Raw genomic sequence first — 26,100 nt, forward strand, 5'->3', positions numbered from 1 at the left:
ATGACCACATCCGATAAAGATTGGACATTGCCCGACGTAGGCGAAGCACTGTCGCGTGAACATGATCGAACTGTAAGGCACAGTCTTCAGTTAGATGTCGAGTTCTACAAAGAGCTGCTCGAAGATGCTGACATAGACGACGCTCAGAAGGAGCAAGTCATCGGCGCGCTTTGGAAGATCATAGTAGCGTTTGTAGAGCTTGGCTTTGACGTGCATCCGACACAGCAGGTCTGTGGAAAAGGCGGAACAAAGCACGATCATGCGAGCATTTTGTGCGAAGATGGGCTAGAATCCAACCTACCCAGTACAGAACACGAAGACGTCGTTGCGCCGGAACCTTGAGGCGGCGCAGAAAGGTTAAGGATTCATGGCCTCAGAAAAGAACAACAAGAACCAAAAAAGCACGCCAATCCGTGCACTTATCTATTGCCGTGTATCCACGACGCGCCAAAAGACAGAGGGTGCTGGCCTCGTCAGTCAAGAGCATCGGTGCCGACAGTACGCCGAGATGAAAGGTTATACCGTAGAGGCGGTATTCCCTGATGACGCTTCGGGCGGTGGTGACTTCATGAAGCGCCCAGGCATGTGCGCCATGCTGGCCTATCTCGATGCCCAGAAGGACGGCAAATTCGTCGTCATCTTCGATGATCTCAAGCGCTTCGCTCGTGACACAGAATTTCACTTTAAGCTACGTCACGCATTCGCCGAACGCGGCGCGACGGTTGAATGCCTCAACTTCAATTTCGAAGATACACCTGAAGGCAAATTCATTGAAACCATTGTTGCCGCGCACGGTGAGTTAGAACGTGAGCAAAACCGCCGCCAGGTTCGGCAGAAGATGGTTGCCCGTATCGAGAAAGGCTATTGGGTCTTTCATGCGCCAGTAGGCTATAAATACATAACCGATAAGGTACACGGAAAGCTTTTGGCTCCCGATGGCGTGCTTGCCGAATATGTACAAGAAGCACTCGAAGGGTATGCGAACGGTCGTTTCGCGTCCCAAGCCGAAGTGCAGCGTTTTTTAGAAACCAAGCCTGAGTTCCCGAAGGATTTGCCAAATGGGAAAATCCGAGCGTGGAAGATTACCAAGCTGCTCAGAAACCCGCTCTACGCAGGGTACGTCCATTCTGAGACATGGGAAGTGAGCCTGCGCAAAGGCCACCATGAAGCGCTGATTAGCTTCGGGACGCATGAAAGGATTCTGAACAATCTGGAAAATGGCGGTCGTCCTGCTGCTCGGCGTGACTTCAGCCCAGATTTTCCGCTTCGCGGCTTCGTGCACTGTGATGATTGCGACAAGCCCATGACCGCAGCTTGGTCTAAGGGGTGCCGCAAGCACTATCCGTATTATCTGTGCGACACGCCAGGTTGTCCGTCCAAGCGCAAATCGATCCCGCGTGCGAAGATCGAGGAAGGCTTCGCGGAAATTCTCAAATCCATGCAGCCAACGAAGAAGCTCTTCGGTGTCATGCGCACCATGTTTGAGCGCGCATGGGATGCGCGGTTGGACGAAGCTAAACGATCAAAAAAAGCGGTGCTCGCGCAACTCGCTGACGTTGAGGACCAGATCAACAAGCTGCTCGACAGGATCGTCGAGTCGTCGAGCGCATCCGTGATCTCTGCGCTTGAAAAGCGGGTCGAGAAATTGGAGCGGGAGAAGTTTCTGCTGACTGAGAAAGTCGAGAATATGATTCCGGCGAAGGGGAGGTTTGGAGAGTCTATTGAACTCGCGCTAAAGTTTCTCTCAAGCCCTTGGAATATATACGAAAATGGGTCTCTACCCCTGCGCCAAACCGTACTGCGGTTGGCCTTTGTGGAGCCTCTTCGATACTCCCGCGAAAACGGTTATCGAACTATAGAAACTGCCATACCTTTCAAGGTCTTAGCGGGCTTGCAGGGTCAAGATTGTAAAATGGTGCCGCGGGGGAGGATTGAACTCCCGACCTCGTCATTACCAATGACGCGCTCTACCACTGAGCTACCGCGGCATTTGAAGCCAGTGAGGCTCGCCCTTAGCTTAAGCGGGCAACGATGAAAAGACCGTTTCAGGAGGATGACTGAACAAATGACTGCGAAAGACGATGGCGGTGAGCGCGACAAGCGCCTCAAGGCGGCCCTCAGGGACAATCTGAAACGCCGCAAGCAGGCGGCCCGGCGTTCGCGTGAGGACGAGCGGGAAAGCCGGGAAGAATCACCCGATAAAACCAGCACATAGACAGCATTCCCGGTCTTTGCGCGAGATGGCCGCATTCCTGCCTTTTCCCTGCCGGCAAGACCACTATAAGGAGCCGCCATGGACAAACTGAAGATCACTGGCGGCAAACCGCTTTCCGGCACGATTCCCATCTCTGGGGCGAAGAATTCCGCGCTGAAGCTGATGGCGGCTGCGTTGCTCACACCTGAACCGGTCACGCTGACGAACATGCCGCAGCTGGCAGATACGCGCTTCCTTTCGCAGCTCCTCCAGACACTGGGTGTCGAGGTCTACTGGCCGAAGGGCGTTTCTGAGTGCCGGATGAATGCCGAAGCGCTGACATCGACGATCGCGCCGTATGAGCAGGTGCGCAAGATGCGCGCGAGCTTCAACGTGCTTGGCCCGCTGCTGGCGCGCTATGGCCATGCGACAGTGTCGCTGCCGGGCGGGTGCGCCATCGGGGCGCGGCCGGTCGACCTGCACCTGAAGGCGTTTGAAGCCATGGGCGCCGATCTCAAGGTCGAGGAAGGCTATGTGAAGGCCGCCGCCATTCATGGGCTGAAGGGCGCACAGATCGTATTTCCCTTTGCCTCTGTCGGCGCGACTGAGCACGCCATGCTGGCCGCCACGCTGGCGGAAGGCGAGACCGTGCTGGAGAACGCGGCCCGCGAGCCTGAGATTGGTGATCTGGCCGATTGCCTGAACGCCATGGGTGCAAAGATCACCGGCGGCGGTACGTCGACGGTGACGATCCAGGGCGTGAAGGCCCTGCGTGGTACGACCCATCCCGTCATGCCGGACCGGATCGAGGCGGGTACATATGCGATGGCGGGGGCTGCGGCTGGCGGCGACGTTACGCTGACCAATGCGCCAGTTACCGCGCTGAGCGCTCTCAACAATGCCCTGCGGGATGCCGGTGTGGAGGTTGAGACCGACAAGACGGCGGGGACCATAAGGATCTGCCGCAACGGATCACGGCTCAGAGCTGTCAGTGTGGATACAGCGCCGCATCCGGGTTTCCCGACCGATCTCCAGGCGCAGTTCATGGCACTGATGGCGCTGGCGGATGGCACCTCCATCATCCGCGAGAACATCTTCGAGAACCGTTTCATGCACGCGCCAGAGTTGTCGCGTCTCGGGGCGAAGATTGCCGTGCGCGGTCATGAGGCGATCGTGACCGGCGTAGAGACCCTGAAAGGGGCACCTGTGATGGCAACCGACCTGCGGGCCTCGGTCTCTCTTGTCATTGCCGCGCTGGCTGCCCAAGGTGAAACAGAGGTCAGCCGTATCTATCATCTCGATCGCGGGTTCGAGCGGCTGGAAGACAAACTGAGCGCTGTCGGTGCGGACATTCGCCGGCTGAGCGATAGCGAGGAATAGGGGCGCGGATACACATGGCTGAGACCAAACCGCTGCGGCTTATCGCCGAGGACACCGATGACCTGACCGTGATTTCGGCCAGCGTGCAGGATGCCGTCACCAAGGCGGAAAACCTTGCCTATGAAGCCCGCAGGCACAGGTTTTCCATAGAGCTGAACCGTTTTCGCTGGGAGGCCACGAGAGGCAAGAAGAAAGGCCCGCAGACGCGCGTGCGCTCACTGCTCGCCTTCGATGGCGTCCTCTCGGTCAAGACGCTCGGCATTTCCAAGACCGACCCGGAAATGGTCTATTCGCTGCTCAAGATCGATTTCGAGCCGGATGAGGATCCGCCGGGCGGGGTGGTGAGACTCTTGTTTGCCGGCGATGGCGAACTGGCACTCAGGGTCGAGGCGCTGGATGTCACATTGCTGGATAGCGATTATGAGTGGACAACACGCCATACGCCGAGCCACGAACGGAGAAAACGCTGATGGCGCGCTGGATCGACGCCACCCATTCAGATTTCCAGACGGTCTTCGCCGCGTTTCTTGATGAGCCGCGCGGAGAGGTCGAGGATGTCGCCACGACGGTGCGCGATGTCATTGCTGACGTGCGCAAGCATGGTGCAGCCGCAGTGGCGCGCTATACAGCCAAGTTCGACAGGGTGACGCTCGATCCGGAGACCCTGCAATCGGAGGCTGTGGACCTCGACGCTCTGGCGAAAGAGTGCCCCGGTGCTCTCAAGGATGCGATCGATTTCGCGGCCGAACGCATTGCGGCCTATCACGAGAAACAGCGCCCGGCAGACCATGTATTCAAGGATGCGACGGGCATCGAGCTTGGCTGGAAATGGTCCTCGCTCGACAGTGTCGGCGTCTATGTGCCGGGTGGGCTCGCCTCGTATCCAAGTTCCGTCCTGATGAACACGGTCCCGGCCAAAATCGCTGGGGTGGGTCGTATCGTGATGACCGCGCCCGCACCTGATGGCAAGCTATCGCCAGCCGTGGCCTATGCCGCACGCCAGGCCGGTGTCGACGAGTTCTACCCGGTCGGCGGGGCGCAGGCAGTCGCCGCACTCGCCTATGGGGCCGGGCCGCTGAAAGCTGTCGACAAGATCGTCGGGCCGGGCAATGCCTATGTCGCCGAAGCCAAGCGTCAGGTGTTCGGCACGGTCGGGATCGACACGATTGCGGGGCCGTCGGAAATACTGGTGGTTGCTGACGACAGTGCCAATCCGGACTGGGTCGCCGCCGACCTCCTTAGCCAGTCAGAGCATGACACCTCATCCCAGTCGATCCTGATTACTGTGGATCAGGCTGTGGGCAGGGCTGTGGAAGAGGCTGTGGAAAAGCAGTTGAAAACCCTCTCCACTGAAGAACGCGCGCAGCAGGCATGGACCAATCACGGGGCGATCATCCTGGCCGGGTCTCTCGACCAGGCAGCTGACATCGCCAATGAGATCGCGGCCGAGCACCTTGAACTCGCCATACATGACCCGGACCTGCTGTTGCCACAGATCCGTCATGCCGGTGCGGTCTTCCTTGGCCACCATACGCCGGAAGCGCTGGGCGATTATGTGACCGGCTCCAACCATGTTCTGCCGACAAGCCGGGCGGCGCGCTTCAGCTCTGGCCTCGGCCTTCAGGATTTCATGAAGCGGATGAGCATCCAGCGTGCCAGCGTGGATGGCTTCAATGCGCTCGCGCCGGCTGCGCTGAAACTGGCCGAGGCGGAAGGCCTGCCAGCCCATGCGCGCTCGGTCTCCATACGGTCAAACAGTGGCGGACATGATGGCTGAAGATCGTCTCATCGCCGTGGAGATTGACGAGGAGACGCTGACTTCCAGCGGCCCGGACGCCGAACATGAGCGGCGTGTGGCGATCTTCGACCTGATCGAGGAAAACTCCTTCGGTGTGCTCGATCATGAGGGCGGGCCATATCTGCTTTACCTGTCCATGGTCGAGCGCAAGCTGGTCTTCGATATCCGTCTCGAGGACGGCACGAAGGTGCATACATTCATCCTCTCGATTTCGCCGTTCAGGGGAATTATCCGGGACTATTTCATGATCTGCGAGAGTTATTATTCCGCGATCAAGTCCCAGACACCGCACCAGATCGAGGCAATCGACATGGCCCGGCGGGGCATTCATAATGAAGGCTCGACGCTGCTGGCCGAACGTCTTGAGGGCAAGATCGAAACCGATTTCGATACAGCGCGGCGGTTGTTCACGTTAATCTGCGCCCTGCATGCCGGCCAGATGCGTGGGCCAGGCGGCTGAGGGCTCAGCTGTCGCCCAGTACCGAACGGGGCAAACTGATACGGACCTCAAGCCCGGTGTCATGATAGGTGCGCTGAACTTCCATGTCCGGAATGAAGTCGCCGAGCTGGGTGCCAAATCCTGCATGATCCGGCGCGCTCACACCTTGCAGTCCTGTCTCCTGCCACACGATTTCCAGCCGCTCAGTGGCTGTATCCAGCGCCCAGCTGACGGCCAGCTGCCCGCCTGGCTGGCTGAAGCAGCCATATTTTGCGGCATTGGTGGCAAGCTCGTGGATGAAGAGGGAGCAGTCCTGGCTGGTGCGTGCATTGAGCTGTATGCGAGGCCCGCCAGTCGAGATGCGTGACGAGCCTGGCCCGCCATATTGCTGGAGCTCGCTTTCAAGGATGCTGTGCAAGGAAAGCCCGGCCCAGCTGACATTCTGGAGAGCCGCGTGTGTGCGGTCCATGGACATGATGCGCGCACAGAACTCCTCCCGGAAGGTCTGGACATCTTCGGCGCCGTGACTGGCGAGATTGGCGACCGCCATGACCACTGAGAACATGTTTTTCACGCGATGGTCGAGTTCACGCGAGATCAACTCGTTCTTGCTGCGAAGCATGCTGGCTTCAGTGATGTCGTCAGCATGCTGAACGATATAAATCACACGTCCATCAGGACCGTAATATGGTGTCTGGACGCATTGCCAGGTCTTGGTCGAGACCCGTCCATCGGCATGGACATGCTGGTAGTTCTGAACATCGAGATGGGTTGTGCGCCCGTTCAGAACGTTCAGAAATTTCTCGCGAACGCCTTTAATGCGTTCCTCGGTGTCGGGGAAAGCATCGAAGATATAACGCCCTACAATATCTTCTAACGCGCGCTCGACACTATCGAGATACGCCAAATTGGCGTAAACAATGACAAGCCTTGCATCCATCACCATATACGGTGTTGGCATACCATCGACGAGCGTGCGGAAGTTCAGGAAGGCGGCTTCCTCAGGTAGATACTGGTGCGTCGGCAAGCGGTGTGGCATCGCAGATGCAGCCCTCCTTTATGGAACCATCAAGGTGTGCAGAAGTATCAATTCCGTTACCTGAACTGTATGGAACTGTTCTTGCAGGCATCTTTTGGGTTGCGTGATAGAGGTGACGAAAGTACCGAACCGCACCATATTGCTTGTGGACATGATTCCGCGGCCAAGACTGGAGTGCCAATGGCAAAAGAAGAACTGATCGAATTCAACGGAACGATCATGGAACTGCTTCCCAACGCGACGTTCCGCGTGAAGCTGGAAAACGACCATGAGATTATCGGCTATACGGCCGGCAAGATGCGCAAGAACCGCATCCGTATCCTGACCGGCGACAAGGTGCTCGTCGAGATGACGCCCTATGATCTGAGCAAGGGCCGGATCACTTATCGCTTCAAGTAGATGACAGCGGCGCGCGCGCCCCTTGTGCTGGCGAGCGCGAGTCCGCGGCGCCTCGACCTGCTCGCACAGGCCGGTATCCGGCCTGACGAGGTCAGCCCCGCCGACATCGACGAAACACCCCTCAAACAGGAAACGCCCCGGCAGCTGGCCGCGCGGCTTGCCCGTGAGAAGGCCCATGCCGTCCATGCGCCGGGCCAGTACACGCTGGCGGGCGATACGGTCGTCGCCATGGGCCGTCGTATTCTGCCCAAGGCAGGCGATGCGCAGGACGTGCGGGACTGTCTCGCGCTGATGTCGGGCCGGGCGCATCAGGTCCTGAGCGGCATTGCGGCCTGCACACCGGATGGACGCCAGTCTGTTCGAGTCGTTACCTCACGCGTGCTGTTCAAGCGTCTGACACCTGAAGAGATCGAGCACTACGCCCATGAAGGCGACGGTGTGGGTAAGGCCGGAGGTTATGCCATTCAGGGGCAGGCAGCGCCCTTTGTGCGCCGGATCAATGGTTCCTATACCGCAATCGTCGGCCTGCCGCTCTACGAGGCGGTGACGATGCTCGAAGGGTTGGGCTACCGCTAGGGCGTGCCCGGGGCGGAAAGAGGCGAAGAGAATTCGCGCAGCGGGGCGACGCCACTGCCGGCTTGTGGTGCGAAGATGTTGTCCAGTGTCACAGTGACCCGCGCATCCTGCGGTATGTCCTGTTTTACCGGGACCGAGAAGCGCCGCTGCTGGCTCTCCAGCACGACAAGGTTCGAGACGGGCAGGACGATGCGCTCACCCGTTTTGCCGGTAATGACGATTTCGCCGTCGAGGCGGGCATGCGCGTTGCCGGAATTGCTGAGGTCGACTTCCAGCACGGGAGAACCGCCGCTGCGGCGCTGTAGCCGTATATCTGTGACGACAGGGTCACTGACCGCAGGGCTGGCGGTAAGGTAGAACAGGCTGGAAAGTTCGGTCTTCTCCATCAGGCCCGTCCGCGCATCCGGTTCGATGGCGGAAGCGAGAACGGCGAAGCGGTAATCTCCTGCATGTGGCAGGTCTTCAGGTATGGCGACGTCAACGATAACCCTGCGGCGCTCGCCGGGCGGTATGGTGACATAGGCCGGTGTGAAACGGACCCACTCCGTGACCGGGCTGGCGGCAGGGGCAGGCGGGCTGAGCCGCAGGGCTCCATCCCGGCTGAGCGTCCAGTCTGCCAGTCCGATGGTAAGGGCCTGCTCTTGCTCGCCTGTGTTTGTCAGCGTGAGAACCTGTCGCCGGGTTTCGCCCGGCTGTGCTGTCAGCTCAACCGAGGTTGGCTGTATCTCAGGGCCGGGCTGGGCATGGATTGCAGGCGTGAGCGCGAAAGACGCGAGTGCGCACAGGGCATGGCGGATTGCAATAAGCTTCATTCTGGCTTCCATCCTGTGGCGCAAGGAACCGGGCAGGGGAAATCTTAAGCTTCCTGTCTTACCGGGCATTTAAGCAAGTCAGGCGCATCTGCCAGCTTGCGCGTCAGGCGAGGCTTGGATAGGCGGCAGGCGTCATGAGTGAAAACAAGCAGACCCGGAAACAGAAGAAGCGCAAGAAGAGGCCGCCGCATGTCGCGGCCGACCTCTCCACGCGGGAAGGGCGCCAGCGTGCCGAGCGCGAGCTTGTCATGGGCGATCATGGCTTCCTGCGTGAGAGCTTCCAGAACCTCCACCAGATCAGCCCGGAAATGTGGCGTTCCAACCAGCCCAATCCGCGACAGGTTGCAGAACATGCCGCGCGAAGGGGTGTGCGCACGATCATCAACCTGCGCGGGGAAAGCACGAAAGGCTATTACCTGCTGGAGAAGGAAGCGTGCGAGGCGCACGGGCTGACCCTCGTCGATTTCCAGGTCTTTTCCCGCGATACGCCGAAGGTCGACAGGATCCTGGCCGCACGTGATCTGTTCGAAACCATCGAATACCCCGCCCTCATGCACTGCAAGTCCGGCGCAGACCGGGCCGGGCTGATGAGTGCGCTCTACATGATCTTCCGGCGCGGGATGCCGGTGAAGAAAGCGCTGGAACAGCTTTCGGGAAAGTATCTCCACGTCAAATCCGGCAAGACAGGGATGCTGGACGCCTTTTTTCAGGCCTATCTCGATGACACGGCAGGCACGGGCAAGGCTTTCATCGACTGGGTTCAGGAAGATTACGATCCGGCGCAGGTGAAAACGGACTTCCTCGAGACCCGGCGGAAGCGGATTTCCTGGGACAGGCTGCTCGGCCGGGAGTGAGCGGCTTTTTCCCGGCTTTTGTCTGGCCAGCGCCCGAAAATCATGAAACCTTGCACCTGCAACCAAGAATGAGGGGATTTGCACGATGAAGAAAGTTTACCTGGCAGGTCTGGGACTGTTTGCACTGGCCGCCTGCGGTGGCGGCGGAGGGGACCGCGCAGCGATCGTGAATGCCTGTGTCGAAGATGGCAGCAGCAATCAGGAAACCTGCGAGTGCATGGCCGACGCGGCGAAGGAAAACCTCGACGACGAGCTTTACTCGATGCTGGCGGATGCCGCCCGCGAAGGCGCGGATGGTGCCGAAGAGATCATGAGCGATCTCGATTCCGAGCAACAGAGCCAGTTCATGAAGTTTGCCATGCAGGCCGGAACGACCTGCAGCATGGGCCAGTAACCGCCTCTCGCGGTTTCCAGCCATGTGTGACGCCGCCTGGACGGCGGACACGATGGGGTCATGGGGCGGGAACATTCCCGCCTCATTCGTATGCGCCGGCTTGATGCCATATTCGTGTCGATGGGATAGGTCATAGCCATATGACGGTCTCTACACTCAGTCCCTCTTCCATGGTGCGCGATACGTTCGCGAACGTGAAATCCATTGCCTGGCCAACAGCGCCGGGGCTTTTGCTGTTTGCAACCGCGGTTGCCGGGCAGAGCTGGTTCAACCGGCTTGCCGCAGCGGGCGGGCAGCTGACACTGCTCTGGATGGCGGTGGGGCTTGTCACGATCTTTGTCGGCTGCTGCTGGTCAGCGGATATGTACAGGAAGCTCCTGCCTGAAGCCGGCCGGAACGGCCTGTTTGTGGATGCCGGACGGCTCTTCCTGGCCAATCTTGCCGTCTATGGCCTGTACTTCATTCTGATATTTCTTCTGACCCTGTTCTTCTCGATCTTTGCGGGCATCCTGATCGGAACGACTGGTTATGATCCTTCAGAAACACCCGAGTCGTCACAGGCGGTCTGGGAGTCGATGCGCGCGCTATCGGATTCCGGCGGCGCAGCGGTGCTTTACCTGCTCCTGTTCGTGGCACTTGCCGGGCTGGTCTGGCTGGGGCTGCGGCTTTTCGTGTTCGGGGTCGCGACGGTCGCAGAAAACCGGATGACGATTTTCCGCAGCTGGTCCTGGACGTCGCGCCATGCGTCGCGGATCGCGCTTCTGTGGGTGATGTTGCAGCTTCTGCCGTGGATCGTGCTGACCTTGCTGGCGTCCGGGCTCTTGCAGTTAAGCGGTGTGGAGACGGTCTTTTCCTTTTATGCCGTGGGCGAACTGCCCTCTGAAGCGCAGGGGCTTGCGCCCTGGCAGGTTGCGGCACTGACCGGCGTGGCCACGCTTGTGCTCGCACCATTCTACTGGCTGGGTCACGGGCTTGCCGTCGCGCTCTATCAGCGGCTTGCACCGACCCGTGTCGACGCGGAGACGACATTTGGCTGATCCGGGCTAGAGCAGACAGGCGATGGCGCAGAAATTCACATTCGCAAACGCCTGCCTGCATGCCGTGCGGACGGAAGGGCCGGGGAGCTTCATCTGGAAATATGTGGCTTGCTATGCCCTCGGGGCGATCTGCCTTGTGGCTATTGGCTATATGATGTTTCGCCCGCTTATCGGGCTCTGGTTCGATGCCTTCATCGATTTTGCCAGTTCGCTGAGTGAAGCAGAGCGTGAAGTTATCTTCTGGCAGCGCCTTACAGAAATTGTCTGGAGGATCGTGGCGGGCATCCTGTCAATGATCGCTCTGGCAGTGATGTTCTGGGCAGTGTTCGAGGCAGCCGCCCAGCGCCGCTATGTACGTGAAGAAGGCTTCAGCCTCCGGCTTGGTGGGGATGAGTTCAGGCTCATGCTGATCGGCCTGATCTGGCTGGTCTTCCTGGCCGTCGCCTTCATCTTCAGCGCCATCGCAATCGCTCTCGGTACCGCGTCACTGGTCATGATACTCGACAATCCGGCTGGCGGGGCCATCGTGATCCTGTCCGCGATCGGCGGTGTTGGCATGTTCTGGGCATGGCTTGCCATACGGCTTGCGCCAGCTGCAGCGATGACGGTGCGGGATGGCCAACTGGTCTTCTTCGGGGCATGGGGCGCGACGCGCGGGCGCTTCTGGGCCCTGCTGGGTGTATATGCAGTGCTGCTGCTCGTCAGTTTCCTGACAATCTCCGCGGCGGTTTATCTTGTTGGTTCAGGCATTGCCGCGGCGATAGAGGCGAATGTCGAACGCTTCATGGAGGCTGAGGGCGACCCGCTCGCGCTATTCATGGCGGTCATGCGTTTCGATATACTGGGGTCTGTACTGACGGGCTGGATCCTGCTCGTCATGCTGCACGGGATGATTGCCCTTGTATGGGCCGGCCCGGCGGCGCTGGCGGCCAAGACCGATCCGCGAGGTGGCGGCGTCGCGCAGGCGCCGGATGTGTTTGCTTGATTATCGACCGTAATGGTCAGGCAAGGGCTCGTCGTTTTCGTCAACCGGATGAGACGGTATTCCACGCTCTTGGGCTTCACTCGGTTTAAGCATCGAGAATCCGATAAAGAGGCTGGGCAGGGCCATTATGTAAAGGGCGACAAAGCCACCCATTAGCGCGGGTATTGCAAGGGCAATATAGGCAGCGCCAGCGCCGAAATTTACGTCTGAGATTGCTGCCCAGATAAGTAACGCTAGACTGCCCAGGATAATCGCGCCGATAACAAAATAGGAAAATGAGCTCGCGATTACCGTCCATGCGCCCGGTGGCTTCGGATCTGGCTTTTGTGCCTCTGCGGCATTGTAAGTTGCGCGGCAAGCGAGACCGACTAGAAAACCGAAAACTTGAAAGCCGGCAATAGCAAGAACCCAACCCATATCATCTGCCTTTGCGTCTTAGTTCATACCTATGGTCCGGATGAGGTTAGAGTTCAAGCATAAGCTTAAAGGCTCTTAGTTTTTGATTTCGTTATAGTTATTGGCAAACAGTTCTCTAATCGCGGGTGCTTTTACTGTGAGCTAGTGGCCATCACGCGCCTGTTTGGCGAGCCAGCCGGGTGTTCCACGCAAACGCCATCCGAAGACCATGCCCAGCACAAGCGGAAGAAGGCTCGAGAGGTAAAAGCCATAAGCGAAAAGAAAATGAGCCATCACGAAAAACAGGGCATAGCCAGCAACACCGGCACCCGGTTGACTAAGCGCATCGGTGACGGGTGGGAAAACCACACCTACTCCTGTCCAAAGTCCTAGAGCCATATGCAGGAAAACCATGCCGAACACGCCGGCGAGATTCAGCCGGGGCGTGTCAGCGCCTGAAGTGAAATTGCATCTGAAAAGTATGCTCCAGACTAGTCCAAGGACGAGGCTGGCTCCCCACCAAATTGCAATCACGGCAAGAAAGATCAGTGGTCCTTCTGCGCGCGCCTGCTCGTAATCGAAGCCGAGGCTCCAGCCTAGGCTTACCAGGACCACGAAAACAAAGGGGGTTACTATCAGAAGTAGCATGTGCAGAGCCGCAAAGGGCGATTGCCGTATGCTGTCTTCAGGATGGCTATCCCCGGTTCGCTGACGACGGATCACCTGCTCGTTGCGCCAGACATAGAAGAGAAGAAGCAGCCCCAGAATAATGGAGACAGTAACAATCATTGGCTAAACACGCCCTAGCTTGGAGCGTCGACTAGCACTTTGTCGTTGTCATGCTCTTAATTTATGATGGATTTATGAGGCTGTTTGGCGCCTACTCCGCCGCCTGTGTCTGCTTCGCCTTTCTGCTCTTCACCTGGTTACGCGCCGCGCGGCGTTCATCTTGGCGGCGGAAGGTTTCGGCGAGGAAGCGGCCTGTCCAGCTGGCATCGCTCTGCGCGACCTCTTCCGGCGTGCCAGTGATGACGATCTCGCCGCCGCCATCGCCGCCCTCAGGACCGATATCGATGAGATGGTCGGCAGTCTTGATGACGTCGAGATTGTGTTCGATCACCAGCACCGTGTTGCCCGCATCGACCAGCTCGTGGAGCACTTCTAGCAGCTTGCGCACATCGTCGAAGTGAAGCCCGGTCGTCGGCTCGTCCAGGATATAGAGCGTACGGCCTGTGGCGCGCTTGGACAGCTCCTTGGCGAGCTTGACCCGCTGGGCCTCACCACCTGACAGCGTGGTGGCCTGCTGGCCGACCTTGATATAGGTCAGGCCGACCCGGTTCAGCGTTTCCATCTTGGACTGGATCGAGGGCACGGCGGAGAAGAATTTCTCGGCTTCCTCGACTGTCATGTCGAGCACGTCGGCGATGGACTTGCCCTTGTAGGTGACTTCCAGCGTCTCGCGGTTATAGCGCTTGCCGTCGCAGGTCTCGCAGGTGACGTAGACGTCCGGGAGGAAGTGCATCTCGATCTTGATGACACCGTCGCCCTGACAGGCTTCACAACGCCCGCCCTTCACATTGAAGGAGAAGCGGCCGGGCTTGTAGCCGCGCGCCTTGGATTCCGGCAGGCCGGCAAACCAGTCCCGGATCGGGCCGAAGGCGCCGGTATAGGTTGCCGGGTTGGAGCGCGGGGTGCGTCCGATGGGCGACTGGTCGATGTCGATCACCTTGTCGAGATGGTTCAGCCCTTCAATGCTCTCATAGGGGGCAGGGGCTTCGGAGGCACGGTTCAGCTTGCGGGCGAGTGCCTTGTAGAGCGTCTCGATGATCAGGGTGGATTTGCCGCCGCCGGAGACCCCAGTGATGCCGGTAAAGGTGCCGAGCGGTATCGTGGCGTCGACATTCTTGAGGTTGTTGCCGCTGGCTCCCTTGATTGTGAGGGAGCGGGCCTTCTTGAGCGGGCGGCGATTGCGCGGAATGGCGATCTCTTCCTTGCCGGAAAGATAGGCGCCCGTGAGGCTGTTCTCGTCGGCGACGATGTCCCCGGGTTTGCCCTGCGAAATGATCTCGCCGCCATGGATGCCGGCGCGCGGCCCCATGTCGATGACATGGTCGGCGGTGAGGATGGCGTCCTCGTCATGCTCGACCACAAGGACGGAATTGCCGAGGTCACGCAGCTGCTTGAGCGTGGTCAGCAGGCGCTCATTGTCACGCTGGTGGAGGCCGATTGAGGGCTCGTCGAGGACGTACAGCACGCCCTGGAGCCCTGACCCGATCTGGCTGGCGAGCCGGATACGCTGGCTCTCCCCGCCAGACAGCGTGCCGGAAGCACGGGACAGGGAGAGATATTCCAGGCCGACGGCATTGAGGAAGATCAGCCGGTCATTGATCTCTTTCAGGATGCGCGTGGCGATCTCGTTCTGCTGGCCTGTCAGCGTCTCGGCGACGGTGCCGAACCATTTGCCCGCATGTTTGATCGAGAATTCCGACGCATCGGCAATGTCGAGGCCGTCGATCTTGACGGCGAGCGCTTCCGGCGTGAGGCGCTTGCCGCCACAGGACGGGCAGGGCGCGGTGGACTGGAACTTGGCGATCTCGTCACGTGCCCACTGGCTGTCTGTCTCGCGGTAGCGCCGGTTGAGATTGGGGATGACGCCCTCGAACGTCTTGGTGACTTCGTAGCGGCGCAGACCATCATCATAGACGAACTGGATTTCCTCGTCGCCCGTGCCGTTGAGGATGACGTCGCGCACATTTTGCGGCAACTTGTTCCACGGCTTGTCGAGGTCGAAATCATAGTGGTCGGCAAGCGCCTGGAGCGTCTGTGTCTGGTAGGGTGAGGCAGCCCGCGCCCAAGGGGCGATGGCGCCCTTGGAGAGGGTCAGGTCCTTGTCAGGTACGATGAGCTCCGGATCGACCTTGAGCTGTTCGCCGAGGCCATCACAGGCCGGACACGCCCCGAATGGGCTATTGAAGGAGAACAGGCGTGGCTCGATTTCAGGAATGGTGAAGCCGGAGACCGGGCAGGCGAAATTGGCCGAATAGAGGATGCGTTCAGGCTCGGTCTCGCCTTCCTTCAGGTCGGCGTATTCGAGCACGGCAATCCCGTCAGCAAGGCCAAGCGCGGTCTCGAAACTTTCGGCGAGGCGTTGTTCCATACCTTCGCGTATGACGATCCGGTCAACGACCACATCAATGTCATGCTTGAACTTCTTGTCCAGCGTCGGCGGATCTTCGAGCTGGTGGAACTCGCCATCGACCTTCACGCGCTGGAAGCCGTTCTTCAGGAGCTCAGCGAACTCCTTCTTGTACTCGCCTTTGCGCTGGCGAACCATCGGGGCGAGCATGTAAGCCCGCGTCTTTTCGGGCAGGGCCATGGTCCGGTCGACCATTTCCGAGACGGTCTGCGACTGGATCGGCAGGCCGGTGGCGGGCGAATAGGGGATGCCGACGCGCGCCCAGAGGAGGCGCATATAGTCATAGATCTCTGTGACCGTGCCGACGGTCGAGCGCGGATTCTTGGAGGTCGTCTTCTGCTCGATGGAGATGGCGGGCGAGAGACCCTCGATGCTCTCGACATCCGGTTTCTGCATCAGCTCGAGGAATTGCCGGGCATAGGCCGACAGGCTTTCGACATAGCGCCGCTGGCCCTCGGCATAGATCGTGTCGAAGGCGAGCGACGACTTGCCGGACCCCGACAGCCCGGTCAGCACGACAAGCTGCTCGCGGGGAATATCGACGTCGACATTCTTGAGATTGTGTTCTTTCGCGCCGCGAACGCGGATCGTGCGAAGGTCTGGAGCACTCATCGGCTAAGCCTCTGGGACAGGTCTTGTGTGTTCAATCCATATGTGTGCCCGGAGTCCAGCTTGACGACAAGAACAAAATGTGAACATCATGTTCTTGGCTGGTGTTTGGGCGGTGGCTTGTGGAAATATGGGGCGCGAGGGCGACATCCGCCAAGTCTCGTATTACATCGAAAAGCAGATGATTCGAATCCGAAATGAATGGAGCGCGACATGGCAGGCTCGGTCAACAAGGTTATCCTCGTCGGCAATCTGGGCGCAGACCCGGAAGTAAAGCAGTTCCAGAATGGCGGGCAGGTCTGCAACCTGTCAGTGGCCACCTCCGAGAGCTGGAAGGACCGTAATACGGGCGAGCGCCAGGAGCGCACCGAATGGCATCGTGTCTCGATCTTCAGCGAAGGGCTGGTGCGCGTGGCGCAGAGCTATCTGAAGAAGGGCTCCAAGGTTTACATTGAGGGCCAACTGCAGACCCGCAAATGGCAGGACCAGCAGGGCCAGGACCGCTATACGACAGAGGTCGTCCTGCGCGGCTTCAACTCGACGCTGACCATGCTGGACGGCCCCGGCGGCGGCCAGAGCGCTGGCGGCGGTGGTGGCAACCGCATGGGCGGCGGATACGGTGGCGGTGGCCAGGGCGGCCCGCGCCAGCTCGATGGCCCGCCGCAGGACTTCAACCAGGATTTCGACGACGAAATCCCGTTCTAGAACCCCTGTCGCGTTTCAGGTCTGCTGGAGAGGGACGTGATGAGTGACGCGCGTCCAGTGAAGGGGCTGACCAGACATCTCCCGGTACTGGTCGCCACTCTGGCCTGTGCCATTTCAGCCTGCATGGCTCCTTCCGCTGCTGAGGGGCCGCAATCATCTTCGCTTGTGGGGGCCGTGGAAGCCAAGGGGGTGAACCCGGAGCGTGCGGCCCTGTTGATCTCGCGGCTGGAAGACGGCGCGGAGTGGCAAAGTGGCGGCGGGCGCCTTTCGACACAGTTCAGCCCGGCCTCGACGTCCAAGATTCCGCATACGCTGATCGCGCTTGAGACCGGAGCTGTTGCCAGCCCCGACGAGATGTTCGAGTGGGATGGCCGGAAGCGTTTCGTCGATAGCTGGAACGAGGACCAGGATTTCGCGACGGCTTTCAGGCGGAGCACGGTATGGATATATCAGACCGTGACGCAGCGCATCGGTTCGCAAGTCCTCGCAGACTGGCTGTCACGGTTCGGCTATGGCAACGCCGATACGGGCACGCCGGAACAGGTCACGAGTTACTGGCTGGAAGGTCCGCTCGCAATATCGGCGCGTGAACAGGTTGATTTCCTATCGCGCCTCGCCCGGCAGGCATTGCCGCTTTCTGACGAAACCTATGCACAGGCCCTGCCTGTGATGCTTGAGCGTGAAGGCAAAGACTGGAAGCTCCATGCCAAGACAGGCTGGTACAGCAGCGCGTCCGATCAGGATATCGGGTGGTATGTCGGCTGGCTGGAGCAGGCCGGCGGCGATCACCCCGGCACCTATGTTTTCGCGTTCAACATGGATATGGATGATCCGGGCACCGACATTGCCAGGCGCAAATCGGTTGTCATGTCCGCCCTGGAGGAGATCGGCGCGCTATAAGCGGCAGCCCGTGGCTCAGCTCATGCCGCGGTAGCGTCCGGGGCGGTGATTGATGGCGACCGTCAGGTTGAGCACGAACGCGCCGACAATCGACAGGATCACCAGCTTCAGTGGCAGCATGAACAGCGCGACCACGAGGATGGCGAGGTCGACGATGAGCTGGAAGATGCCGGCCCGGATGATGCCCTTGTCCTGGAGGAACTGCGACAGGATGGTGATGCCGCCAATCCCGGCGCGGTGGCGCAGCAGCATGACAAGGCCGACGCCCATCATCGCCGCGCCCATGACGGCGGCGAAAGCCGGGGCGAGGAAGGAAAAGTCGATCCAGAGCGGGATCAGCCGGGTCATTCCCGAGATCAGCGCGATGGCGATCAGCGTCCGGATGGAAAAGCCCCAGCCCATGCGCATGATGGACAGCGCGAAGAAAGGCAGGTTGAGCACGAAGAAGACCGGCCCAAAAGTCAGGCTCGTCCCGAATTCGACAAGCAGGCTTGTCCCAGCCACGCCGCCCGTGATGAGCATCGCCTCGCTGTAGAGACTGACGCCGAAGGAGAGCATCAGCGTGCCGAGCAGCAGGGCCTGCACATCCTCATACCATTTATGGTGCTGGGTGGTGTCGTTCGGGGTCTGTGTCTCTGACATGGCGGTGGCTATTGGCGCGGCGCGGTCATCCGGTCAAGATATACAAGTCTGTTGTTCTGACTGACGAAGCAGAGACATAAATAATGCTACGGGTTTATCGTACAGGAGATCACTTTGTCTCCAATCTCATCGAGATTGAATATGAAGGTGCATAGACGTTCATCCCATGGGAAGTTTTCAAGCGGGTAGTGCAATGACCAGCTGCGCACATCTGTAGAATATCCATTTGTAATTGGAACACCGCTCCGGGTCAGTCTCAAAATGATCCGGGAAAGCGTGGCTTCCTGCTCAGCTTTTGTCGTATCCAATATTATCGCAATTTCCCGGAATGCTCGCCTATTGGTGAGCTTTTCTACGTCAACATAAAGGGGTGCTTGGTCAGCATCACCTGCAAAAAGCCATGCAGAGTGGCATTGGCTCGTTTTGTCTGGAGTGGCCCCCGCAATGTTAGTCCGATGAGGCAGAGGCGACCTTAAAGGTACGGCTTGCGCACATTCGGGATAAGAGTCCCGCGAAAAATAGCTGAAGCCGTTTGGGGTCCATTCACACACGGTGGCATTTCGCGGGAGTGTGAAAAAAGGAAAGTCCTCTGAGGCCAGCTTGGATCCGTTCTCGAATTTGAAACTGTACAGACAGAATTGATGTGAATCGACAACGCTTCGACGTGGTTGTTCATCTTCTGTCGAACTGGTCTAAAATCCGCATGAAACGATGACGATCGAGGCCATGCCTATGGCCGCTGTTTTAAGGCTTTGCCCAACACGCGAGATATGTATCGCGGTCAAGGCGTGTAGATCTCCACGGCTGCGCTTGTCCGGCTGCCGCCGCGCTCTCGCGCCCCGCCGATGAGATAGATATCGCGGCCAACCGTGACGCCGCCAAGCCCATGGCGGGGCTTTGGCATGTCAGTCACGGAAGTCCATCTGTCGCGGCGGGCATCGTAGACCCAGGCATCCGGATAGACGCCGCCGCCATTCTCGAACCACTCCCCGCCAAAGGCGTAGAGCTTTTCCCCGATGATGCCAGCGGCAAGCCCGGCCTGCGCCTGCGGCATGGGGGCGAGCGTCTCCCAGCGGTCGGTGCCGGGATCATAGACTTCGTGAACCGGCGTGTTCCCGCCGCCCACCGTGCGTCCGCCAACGACATGCAGGCGCCCGTCGATCACACCGCCCGTGGCGCTGTTGCGCGCTGTCGGCATCGCTGCAACCTTGCGCCAGCGCTCACCATCGAAACGCCAGCAGGCGGCGGTGTCGATGTGATCATCCCAGACGATATTTCGTTGGCTCGTCGGGATGCGCCCGCCTGCAATGTACAGGTGGCGACCGATCACACCGGCGACGCTTTCCGCATTCGGCACCGGCAGGCCGGGTGTCCACTCCCAGTCATCGGTGGCCTGGTTGTAGCGCCACACGGTTTTCTGCATCTGCCAGGCACCTGTCGTGTCGGATTCAAAACCGCCCACCGCGAACAGGCTGCCCATGAAGCTGACGAGCTGGGGGTGATGGCGCGCAACAGGCAGCGGCGCACGCGGGTGCCAGATGCCGGTGGCCGGATCGAGCGCATGGTGGGCATCCGTCGGCCCGGTGATCTGTCCATCCTCTGCGATGAAACCGCCGGCAAGATGGATCATGCCGTCATGCAGGCAGGGATAGATTTCCTGTACGGGGAAGGGCAGGGCCGGGCCATCATGCCAGCCGCGCCGGGCCGGGCGCGCCTGTGCCCAGGCAGCAGGCGCTGCGCCAGCCGTCGCCGTCCCGGCCAGTGTCATCAGGAGGGCGGAACGTCTTGTCAGTTTTGGAGCGTGCATCTGTGATTCCCTTGGGCTGGCCTTTGAACAGGGTAGCGTTCCGCCCACGCGCATCAATCCTGTTGCTGTCTCACCGGTTCGCCGCATGACCTCGCGTCATTCCGCCGTGAAAGCGCTGTGCAAGGCCCTGGATGGCCATTAGCCTGAGGAAAAAGAACCTTCAGGGAGGAAGTGCCATGTCGATTGATTTCACCATTCCGGACGAAGCCAAGAAGGTGCGCGAACGTGTGCGCCAGTGGGTGCAGGACGAGTGCATCCCGGCCGAAAAGCGCCTCGAAAAGGGCGAGGATTACAAGACCGTTCTGGGCGAGCTGCGTGAGAAGGCGCGTGCGCAGGGCCTGTGGCTGCCCTTCATTCCGGAAGAGCATGGCGGCATGGGGCTTGGGCCGCTCGCCAATGCGCTGGTGCAGATGGAGCTCGGCCAGAGCCATCTCGGCGCATTGTCGATGAACTCGCAGGGGCCCGATGATGCCACCATGCTGACCCTGCTGGCGCATGGCACCGATTATCAGAAGGAGAAGTTCCTCAAGCCCATCCTGAATGGTGAGAAACGTGTCTGCTATTCCATGACGGAGAAAGCGGCCGGCGCGGACGCGACAGGGATGCAGACCAGGGCCGAGAAGGATGGTAACAGCCACTATGTGCTGAATGGCGAGAAATGGTTCTCGTCTGCCGCGTCTGTCGCTGACATCGCGGTGGTCATGGCCAAGACCAATCCGGATGCTCCGCGCCGCGAGCAATTCTCGACCTTCATCGTCGAGCTGCCGGACCCCGGCTACAATATCAAGCGTGACATCGAGACCATGGCGGTTCACGGGCCGCTCTACGAAATCATGGGCGGTGGCCACGCCGAGGTCGAGATCAAGGACCTGCGCGTTCCGGCCGAGAACCTGCTTGGCGGGGAAGGCCAAGGCTTCAATATGGGCCAGCATCGCCTCGCCTATGGGCGGCTGCGTCACGGGATGCACAATGTCGCCATGGCCCAGCGCGCGCTCGACCTCGCCACGGAGCGGGTGACGAGCCGGACGACGTTCGGCAAGGGGCTGGAGGACCGTCAGGGCGTCCAGTTCATGCTAGCCGAGTGTGCAAGCGAGCTTTACATCGCGCGCCTGATGCTCATGCACATTGCCTACAAGGCGGAAAACGGCCTCGACCTGCGCCAGGAGAATGGCATCGCCAAGGTCTTCCTCGCCAACATGGTTCACAAGGTGGTCGATACCGCGATCCAGCTGCACGGCGCGCTCGGCTACTCGCTCGATACACCGCTGGCGGCCTGGTATACCCATATCCGCTCACAGCGCCTCGTGGACGGGCCGGACGAGGTCCATAAATGGATCACGGGCAAGAACGTCATCCGCGCTTTCAAGAGCGACGGCACGACGGCGGCCGCCGCCGGGGGCGACCTGCTCTAAGCCAACCGGCCTCTTGTCGTCATCCCGGCCGACCAGCGGGAGAGCCGGGACCCAGGATCGTGTATACAGCTACCTGTGATTCTGGGTCCCGGATCGCTTCGCGTCCGGGATGACGATCTTGAAGCTTGAAAATCAAGACTGGCGGCGCTGTGGAAACCGTGCCGCCAGCCGCCTTGAAGGTTTGAATACGGAGGACCCGCCTGCTAGGCTGAAATGCAGATGTCGCGGGCGATTCGACGCCCGCCTGAAACAGCAAAAGGCCAGTCTTCCGTGAGCGACGAAAACACTCCGCCAGAAGAGCCGGAAAATCCCACCCCGCCACATCAGGACGGGGTCGATCCAGTCGATATCGAGGATGAGCTGAAGCGCTCCTATCTCGATTATGCCATGAGCGTCATCGTCTCGCGCGCCCTGCCGGATGTGCGCGACGGTCTGAAGCCGGTTCACCGCCGGATTCTGTACGCCATGCAGGTCAACGGCAACACACCGGACAAGTCTCACCGCAAGTCTGCCAATATCGTCGGTGCTGTGATGGGGGCGTATCACCCGCACGGCGACAGCGCCATCTATGACGCACTCGTGCGTATGGCGCAGCCCTTCTCGATGGGGCTGACGCTCGTCGACGGGCAGGGCAATTTTGGCTCGATCGATAACGACCCGCCAGCGGCCATGCGTTACACCGAATCGCGCATGACGAAGGCGGCGCAGTACCTGCTGGCCGACATCGACAAGGACACGGTGCCCTTCCAGGACACTTATGACCAGGAAAACAAGGAACCGATGGTGCTGCCTGCGCAGTATCCGAACCTCCTTGTGAATGGCGGTGGCGGGATCGCGGTCGGCATGGCGACCAATATTCCGCCGCACAATCTCGGTGAAGTCGTCGATGCCACGCTGGCAATGATCGACGACCCGGCGATTGATGACGAGGCGCTGCTCGAGATCGTGCCCGGCCCGGACTTCCCGACCGGCGGCCTGATCATGGGATATGCCGGCTCCCGCAAGGCGCTGATGGAAGGGCGCGGTTCCGTGCTTATGCGCGCACGCACCGAGATAGAGGACGTGAAGTCCGGCCGGCAGGCCATCGTGGTTTCCGAGATTCCCTACCAGGTGAACAAGTCCGCCATGGTGCAGAAGATTGCCGAACTCGTCCGCGACAAGCGGATCGAGGGCATCGCCGACCTGCGCGACGAGTCCGACCGGCACGGCATCCGTGTCGTCGTCGAGATCAAGAAGGATGCGAGCCCGGAAGTGGTGTTGAACCAGCTTTTCCGCTTCTCGCCGCTGCAAAGCTCTTTCCCGGTGAACATGCTGGCGCTGAATGGCGGACGGCCCGAGCAGCTGAACCTGCGCGGTGTGTTGCAGGCGTTCATCCAGTTCCGCGAGGAGGTCGTCGCAAGGCGCACCAAGTTCGAGCTGAACAAGGCGCGTGACCGGGCACACGTCCTGGTCGGCCTTGCGCTCGCCGTCGCGAACATTGACGAGGTTATCCGTATCATCCGCAATGCGCCGGACCCGGCGACCGCGCGTGAGCAGCTACTCGCGAAGGCCTGGAAGGTCATGGATATGGGGCCGCTGATCGACCTCATCGCCGACAAGCGCACCCGCCGGGCCGATGAGAACACGATCTACCTTTCCGACGAGCAGGCCCGCGCCATTCTCGACCTGCGCCTGCACCGCCTGACCGGGCTTGGCCAGGATGAGATCGGTAATGAGGCCAAGGGGCTGTCTGACAAGATTGCCGACTATCTCGACATCCTGCGCTCACGCGTACGCATCCAGGACATTGTCCGCGGCGAGCTGCGTGATGTGAAAGAGAAGTTCGCCGTCCCGCGGCGCTCGGAGTTCACTTTCGCCGATGCCGACATGGACGACGAGGACCTGATCGAGCGCGAGGACATGGTCGTTACCGTCACGCATGGCGGTTATGTGAAGCGCGTCCCCCTCTCGACCTACCGGACCCAGCATCGCGGCGGCAAGGGCCGCTCCGGTGTCTCGATGAAGGACGAGGATTTCGTCACGCGGCTGTTCACGGCCAATACGCATACCGAGATTCTGTTCTTCAGCTCAGAGGGCATGGTCTACAAGGAGAAGGTCTGGCGCCTGCCGGTTGGCTCGCCGCAATCGCGCGGCAAGGCGCTGGTCAACATCTTCCCGCTGTCGAAGGATGAGCGCATCACCTCCGTGATGCCGCTGCCGGACGACGAAGAGAGCCGTAACGAACTGGATGTGATGTTCGCGACGCGCTCGGGCACGGTGCGGCGCAATAAGCTTTCGGACTTCATTCGTGTGAACCGCAACGGCAAGATCGCGATGAAGCTCGATGAGGGTGATGGCATTGTCTCGGTGAAGATCTGCACCGAGGCGAATGACGTCATGCTGACCACGGCGCTCGGCAAGTGTATCCGGTTCAGGGTCGATGATGTGCGCGTTTTCGCCGGCCGTAACTCAACCGGTGTGCGCGGTATCCGTCTCGACAAGGAGGATGAAGTGATCGCGATGGGCATCATGCACCATGTCGAGGTCACGTCAGCCGAAGCCCGTGCCTACCTCAAGCATGCTGCGGCCATGCGCCGCGCAGCGAGTGGTGAGGACGAAGGCGAAGAGACCGATGCGGCTGTAGATGACGATGCGGAAGACACTGACGAGGATGCCGCGCTCAGCACGGAGCGCATCGCGGAGCTCGGTGCACGCGAGGAGTTTATACTGACGCTTGCTGATGACGGGATGGGCAAACGTGCCTCTTCATACGACTACCGGGTGACCGGGCGGGGCGGTAAAGGCCTCGTGGCGCACAATATCTGGGGCGGCAACAAGAAGACCGGTCCAGTCAAGCAGATCGCGCAGTCCTTCGCGGTTGATGACAATGACCAGATCATGCTTGTCACGAATGGTGGACAGCTCATCCGTACACGTGTCGACCAGATCCGTATTGCGGGCCGGGCGACATCAGGGGTATGGGTGCTGCGTACCAATGAGGGCGAACGTGTTGTCTCCGTTGCACGTCTTGTAGAAGACAGCGAAGACGATACAGAAGACGGCACAGACGAGTAGCGGGCCGCCCGGCCCGGCATCACAGACGGGCAGGGAGGATCTCCAATGGAACGAGTCGGGCTTTACCCCGGTACATTCGACCCCATCACGATGGGCCATCTCGATATTATCGGGCGCGGCATGAAGCTGGTGGACCGGCTGATTATCGGCGTGGCCGTGAACGAGGCAAAAAAGCCGCTCTTTTCGCTCGATGAGCGCACGGAAATCGTGGCGAAGGATGTCGGAGACCTGCCAAATCCGCGCAATGTGAAGATCGAGGTCAAGCCGTTCGATAACCTGCTCATGCATTTCGCCGAGAGCTGCAATGCGCATGTCATCATCCGAGGCCTGCGGGCGGTTTCGGACTTTGAGTACGAGTTCCAGATGACGGCGATGAACGAGCAGCTGAACCGCGAGATTGAAACCGTCTTTCTGATGGCAGATGTTCAGCATCAGGCTGTTGCGTCTCGCCTGGTCAAGGAGATTGCGCGCTTCGGGGGCGACATCACTTCCTTCGTCACGCCGCGCGTGCGGGAGAAACTTCTGGAGAAATACAAGTGACAATCATGCGTGTTGCGTCCACCGCTCTTGCTTCTGCCGTTCTTGTGGCCGCTGCGGCCTGTGCCCAGGAAAATGGCCCTGAATCTGCTGCTGGAACTGAAGCATCAGGTGAACCGGCTTCCGAGTTCACGATGGAGGATGTCAACGCAGCGCCTGACAGCTGGCGTAAGGTCGAGGCTGACAACATGCTTGTCTTCGATACGACCAAGGGCCGCATCCTTATCGAGATGCTGCCACCGGTTGCGCCCAACCATGCAGAACAGTTCCGCATGATCGCCAGGTCCGGTGACTTCGACGGGACAAATTTTCACCGTGTGATCGACGATTTCATGGCGCAGGGGGGCGATATACAGGCTGCCAAGGGGCGTAGCTCGGGCCTGCCGAACCTGAAAGGTGAGTTCATGTTCCGGCGCAACCCGTCAGAGATGACGATTACGCCGATTGGCCGGAAGAATGAAGCCACCCAGGGGCTCTACAAGGGCTTCCCGATTGCGACGCAGAGTGCGTATCTCGCCGAAATGACAAAGGACGCAAGCGTCGACAGCTGGATTCCGCATTGTCCGGGCGTGGTTTCTACAGCGCGGACCAATGACCCGAATTCCGCCAACAGCCAGTTCTTCCTGATGCGCTATCAGGCGGCCCATCTGGACAAGCAGTACACCGCCTGGGGCCGGGTCATTGACGGTTTCGAGGCTGTGCGTGCGATCAAGGCGGGTGAAGGCCAGAACGGCACACCGATCGAGAACCCGGATACCCTGAAAGAAGCCTATATGGTGAGCGAGCTTCCAGAGGATGAAAGGCCGGTCGCATATGTCCAGCGCACGGATACGCCAGTCTGGGCGGAGAAGCTGCAGGCTGCTGCCGAGAGCGACACCGACATCTGCGATGTCGAGCGTGTTCCAGCCGTGATCGCGGAGTAGGACGCGTTCCGG

25 protein-coding genes, 1 tRNA gene and 1 pseudogene are annotated in these 26,100 nt (G+C 59.9%); 19 read left to right on the plus strand and 8 right to left on the minus strand.

Translation table 11 applies throughout. From position 1 onward, the window contains the following. Together Q1K31_RS11340 and Q1K31_RS16660 are read left to right on the plus strand one after the other, a co-directional pair. A complete protein-coding gene (locus Q1K31_RS11340; RefSeq protein ID WP_300379461.1) occupies positions 1-342 on the plus strand; it encodes a hypothetical protein in 342 nt (113 codons plus the stop codon). Positions 343-367: 25 nt separating this feature from the next. Next, positions 368-1,366 (plus strand): annotated as a pseudogene (locus Q1K31_RS16660) (recombinase family protein); the annotation flags it as partial. Positions 1,367-1,913: 547 nt separating this feature from the next. On the opposite strand, the gene Q1K31_RS11350 reads toward Q1K31_RS16660, so the two are convergent. Continuing rightward, positions 1,914-1,988, minus strand: a tRNA-Thr gene (locus Q1K31_RS11350). Between the two features lie 77 nt (positions 1,989-2,065). Here Q1K31_RS11350 and Q1K31_RS11355 point away from each other — a divergent pair. From Q1K31_RS11355 to Q1K31_RS11375, 5 genes are all read left to right on the plus strand, one after another. Further along, on the plus strand, positions 2,066-2,215 hold the full coding sequence (locus Q1K31_RS11355) for a hypothetical protein (protein WP_300379464.1): 150 nt from the start codon (positions 2,066-2,068) through the stop codon (positions 2,213-2,215). A 78-nt stretch (positions 2,216-2,293) separates the two neighbouring features. Then, positions 2,294-3,574 (plus strand): UDP-N-acetylglucosamine 1-carboxyvinyltransferase, encoded by a 1,281-nt coding sequence (gene murA / locus Q1K31_RS11360; protein WP_300379466.1) that lies wholly within the window; start codon positions 2,294-2,296, stop codon positions 3,572-3,574. Positions 3,575-3,588: 14 nt separating this feature from the next. Then, on the plus strand, positions 3,589-4,044 hold the full coding sequence (locus Q1K31_RS11365) for a DUF2948 family protein (protein WP_300379468.1): 456 nt from the start codon (positions 3,589-3,591) through the stop codon (positions 4,042-4,044). Then, the gene (gene hisD / locus Q1K31_RS11370) at positions 4,044-5,351 is read left to right on the plus strand and encodes a histidinol dehydrogenase (RefSeq protein ID WP_300379470.1); all 1,308 of its coding nucleotides are present in this window, start codon (positions 4,044-4,046) and stop codon (positions 5,349-5,351) included. The genes Q1K31_RS11365 and hisD overlap by 1 nt, the downstream gene beginning before the upstream one ends. Further along, positions 5,344-5,832 carry a UPF0262 family protein gene (locus Q1K31_RS11375; protein WP_300379745.1) on the plus strand — a complete coding sequence of 163 codons (489 nt, stop codon included), beginning with the start codon at positions 5,344-5,346 and terminating at the stop codon, positions 5,830-5,832. The genes hisD and Q1K31_RS11375 overlap by 8 nt, the downstream gene beginning before the upstream one ends. A 4-nt stretch (positions 5,833-5,836) precedes the next feature. Here the strand turns inward: Q1K31_RS11375 and Q1K31_RS11380 are convergent, their stop codons facing one another. Beyond that, the gene (locus Q1K31_RS11380) at positions 5,837-6,850 is read right to left on the minus strand and encodes an HWE histidine kinase domain-containing protein (protein WP_300379472.1); all 1,014 of its coding nucleotides are present in this window, start codon (positions 6,848-6,850) and stop codon (positions 5,837-5,839) included. Positions 6,851-7,030: 180 nt separating this feature from the next. On the opposite strand from Q1K31_RS11380, the gene infA reads away from it, so the two are divergent. Then, complete coding sequence (gene infA, locus Q1K31_RS11385; RefSeq protein WP_300379474.1) at positions 7,031-7,249, plus strand: translation initiation factor IF-1; 219 nt, start codon at positions 7,031-7,033, stop codon at positions 7,247-7,249. Further along, the gene (locus Q1K31_RS11390; protein ID WP_300379476.1) at positions 7,250-7,825 is read left to right on the plus strand and encodes a Maf family nucleotide pyrophosphatase; all 576 of its coding nucleotides are present in this window, start codon (positions 7,250-7,252) and stop codon (positions 7,823-7,825) included. Here the strand turns inward: Q1K31_RS11390 and Q1K31_RS11395 are convergent. Beyond that, the gene (locus Q1K31_RS11395; RefSeq protein WP_300379478.1) at positions 7,822-8,637 is read right to left on the minus strand and encodes a hypothetical protein; all 816 of its coding nucleotides are present in this window, start codon (positions 8,635-8,637) and stop codon (positions 7,822-7,824) included. The two genes, Q1K31_RS11390 and Q1K31_RS11395, sit on opposite strands and share 4 nt — an antisense overlap. Positions 8,638-8,771: 134 nt before the next feature. Here Q1K31_RS11395 and Q1K31_RS11400 point away from each other — a divergent pair, with 134 nt between their 5' ends. From Q1K31_RS11400 to Q1K31_RS11415, 4 genes are all read left to right on the plus strand, one after another. Beyond that, a complete protein-coding gene (locus Q1K31_RS11400; protein WP_300379480.1) occupies positions 8,772-9,491 on the plus strand; it encodes a sulfur transferase domain-containing protein in 720 nt (239 codons plus the stop codon). Between the two features lie 85 nt (positions 9,492-9,576). Continuing rightward, positions 9,577-9,885 carry a hypothetical protein gene (locus tag Q1K31_RS11405; protein WP_300379482.1) on the plus strand — a complete coding sequence of 103 codons (309 nt, stop codon included), beginning with the start codon at positions 9,577-9,579 and terminating at the stop codon, positions 9,883-9,885. 140 nt (positions 9,886-10,025) lie between these two features. Further along, entirely contained in the window at positions 10,026-10,922 is an 897-nt protein-coding gene (locus Q1K31_RS11410) for a hypothetical protein (RefSeq protein WP_300379484.1), read from the plus strand. A gap of 22 nt (positions 10,923-10,944) precedes the next feature. Continuing rightward, on the plus strand, positions 10,945-11,907 hold the full coding sequence (locus tag Q1K31_RS11415; protein ID WP_300379486.1) for a hypothetical protein: 963 nt from the start codon (positions 10,945-10,947) through the stop codon (positions 11,905-11,907). Here the strand turns inward: Q1K31_RS11415 and Q1K31_RS11420 are convergent, their stop codons facing one another. From Q1K31_RS11420 to uvrA, 3 genes are all read right to left on the minus strand, one after another. Next, positions 11,908-12,324 (minus strand): hypothetical protein, encoded by a 417-nt coding sequence (locus Q1K31_RS11420; RefSeq protein ID WP_300379488.1) that lies wholly within the window; start codon positions 12,322-12,324, stop codon positions 11,908-11,910. It lies immediately after the preceding gene. A 141-nt stretch (positions 12,325-12,465) separates the two neighbouring features. Then, positions 12,466-13,092: a hypothetical protein gene (locus Q1K31_RS11425; protein ID WP_300379490.1), complete on the minus strand. Its 627-nt coding sequence runs from the start codon at positions 13,090-13,092 to the stop codon at positions 12,466-12,468. Positions 13,093-13,183: 91 nt separating this feature from the next. Beyond that, complete coding sequence (gene uvrA, locus Q1K31_RS11430; RefSeq protein ID WP_300379492.1) at positions 13,184-16,111, minus strand: excinuclease ABC subunit UvrA; 2,928 nt, start codon at positions 16,109-16,111, stop codon at positions 13,184-13,186. A 210-nt stretch (positions 16,112-16,321) separates the two neighbouring features. Between uvrA and ssb the strand changes: the two genes are divergently transcribed. Together ssb and blaOXA are read left to right on the plus strand one after the other, a co-directional pair. Further along, a complete protein-coding gene (gene ssb, locus Q1K31_RS11435) occupies positions 16,322-16,813 on the plus strand; it encodes a single-stranded DNA-binding protein (RefSeq protein WP_300379494.1) in 492 nt (163 codons plus the stop codon). A gap of 39 nt (positions 16,814-16,852) precedes the next feature. Next, positions 16,853-17,713: an OXA-1090 family carbapenem-hydrolyzing class D beta-lactamase gene (gene blaOXA / locus Q1K31_RS11440; protein ID WP_300379496.1), complete on the plus strand. Its 861-nt coding sequence runs from the start codon at positions 16,853-16,855 to the stop codon at positions 17,711-17,713. 15 nt (positions 17,714-17,728) lie between these two features. On the opposite strand, the gene Q1K31_RS11445 is transcribed toward blaOXA, so the two are convergent. Both Q1K31_RS11445 and Q1K31_RS11450 read right to left on the minus strand, forming a co-directional pair. Next, a complete protein-coding gene (locus tag Q1K31_RS11445; RefSeq protein ID WP_300379498.1) occupies positions 17,729-18,355 on the minus strand; it encodes a YitT family protein in 627 nt (208 codons plus the stop codon). A gap of 781 nt (positions 18,356-19,136) precedes the next feature. Further along, positions 19,137-20,162 (minus strand): kelch repeat-containing protein, encoded by a 1,026-nt coding sequence (locus Q1K31_RS11450; RefSeq protein WP_300379500.1) that lies wholly within the window; start codon positions 20,160-20,162, stop codon positions 19,137-19,139. A gap of 176 nt (positions 20,163-20,338) precedes the next feature. On the opposite strand from Q1K31_RS11450, the gene Q1K31_RS11455 reads away from it, so the two are divergent. The 4 genes from Q1K31_RS11455 to Q1K31_RS11470 all read left to right on the plus strand — a co-directional run bounded on the left by Q1K31_RS11455 (position 20,339) and on the right by Q1K31_RS11470 (position 26,088). Next, the gene (locus Q1K31_RS11455; protein WP_300379502.1) at positions 20,339-21,574 is read left to right on the plus strand and encodes an acyl-CoA dehydrogenase family protein; all 1,236 of its coding nucleotides are present in this window, start codon (positions 20,339-20,341) and stop codon (positions 21,572-21,574) included. A gap of 270 nt (positions 21,575-21,844) precedes the next feature. Next, positions 21,845-24,628 carry a DNA gyrase subunit A gene (gyrA, locus tag Q1K31_RS11460; RefSeq protein ID WP_300379504.1) on the plus strand — a complete coding sequence of 928 codons (2,784 nt, stop codon included), beginning with the start codon at positions 21,845-21,847 and terminating at the stop codon, positions 24,626-24,628. Between the two features lie 45 nt (positions 24,629-24,673). Next, positions 24,674-25,168 carry a pantetheine-phosphate adenylyltransferase gene (coaD, locus tag Q1K31_RS11465; RefSeq protein WP_300379506.1) on the plus strand — a complete coding sequence of 165 codons (495 nt, stop codon included), beginning with the start codon at positions 24,674-24,676 and terminating at the stop codon, positions 25,166-25,168. Positions 25,169-25,173: 5 nt separating this feature from the next. Continuing rightward, positions 25,174-26,088, plus strand: coding sequence for a peptidylprolyl isomerase (locus Q1K31_RS11470; protein WP_300379748.1), 915 nt, complete (start codon positions 25,174-25,176; stop codon positions 26,086-26,088). Positions 26,089-26,100: the final 12 nt, after the last annotated feature.

The organism is Henriciella sp., from assembly GCF_029936995.1.
In the GTDB taxonomy this organism is placed as follows: domain Bacteria; phylum Pseudomonadota; class Alphaproteobacteria; order Caulobacterales; family Hyphomonadaceae; genus Henriciella.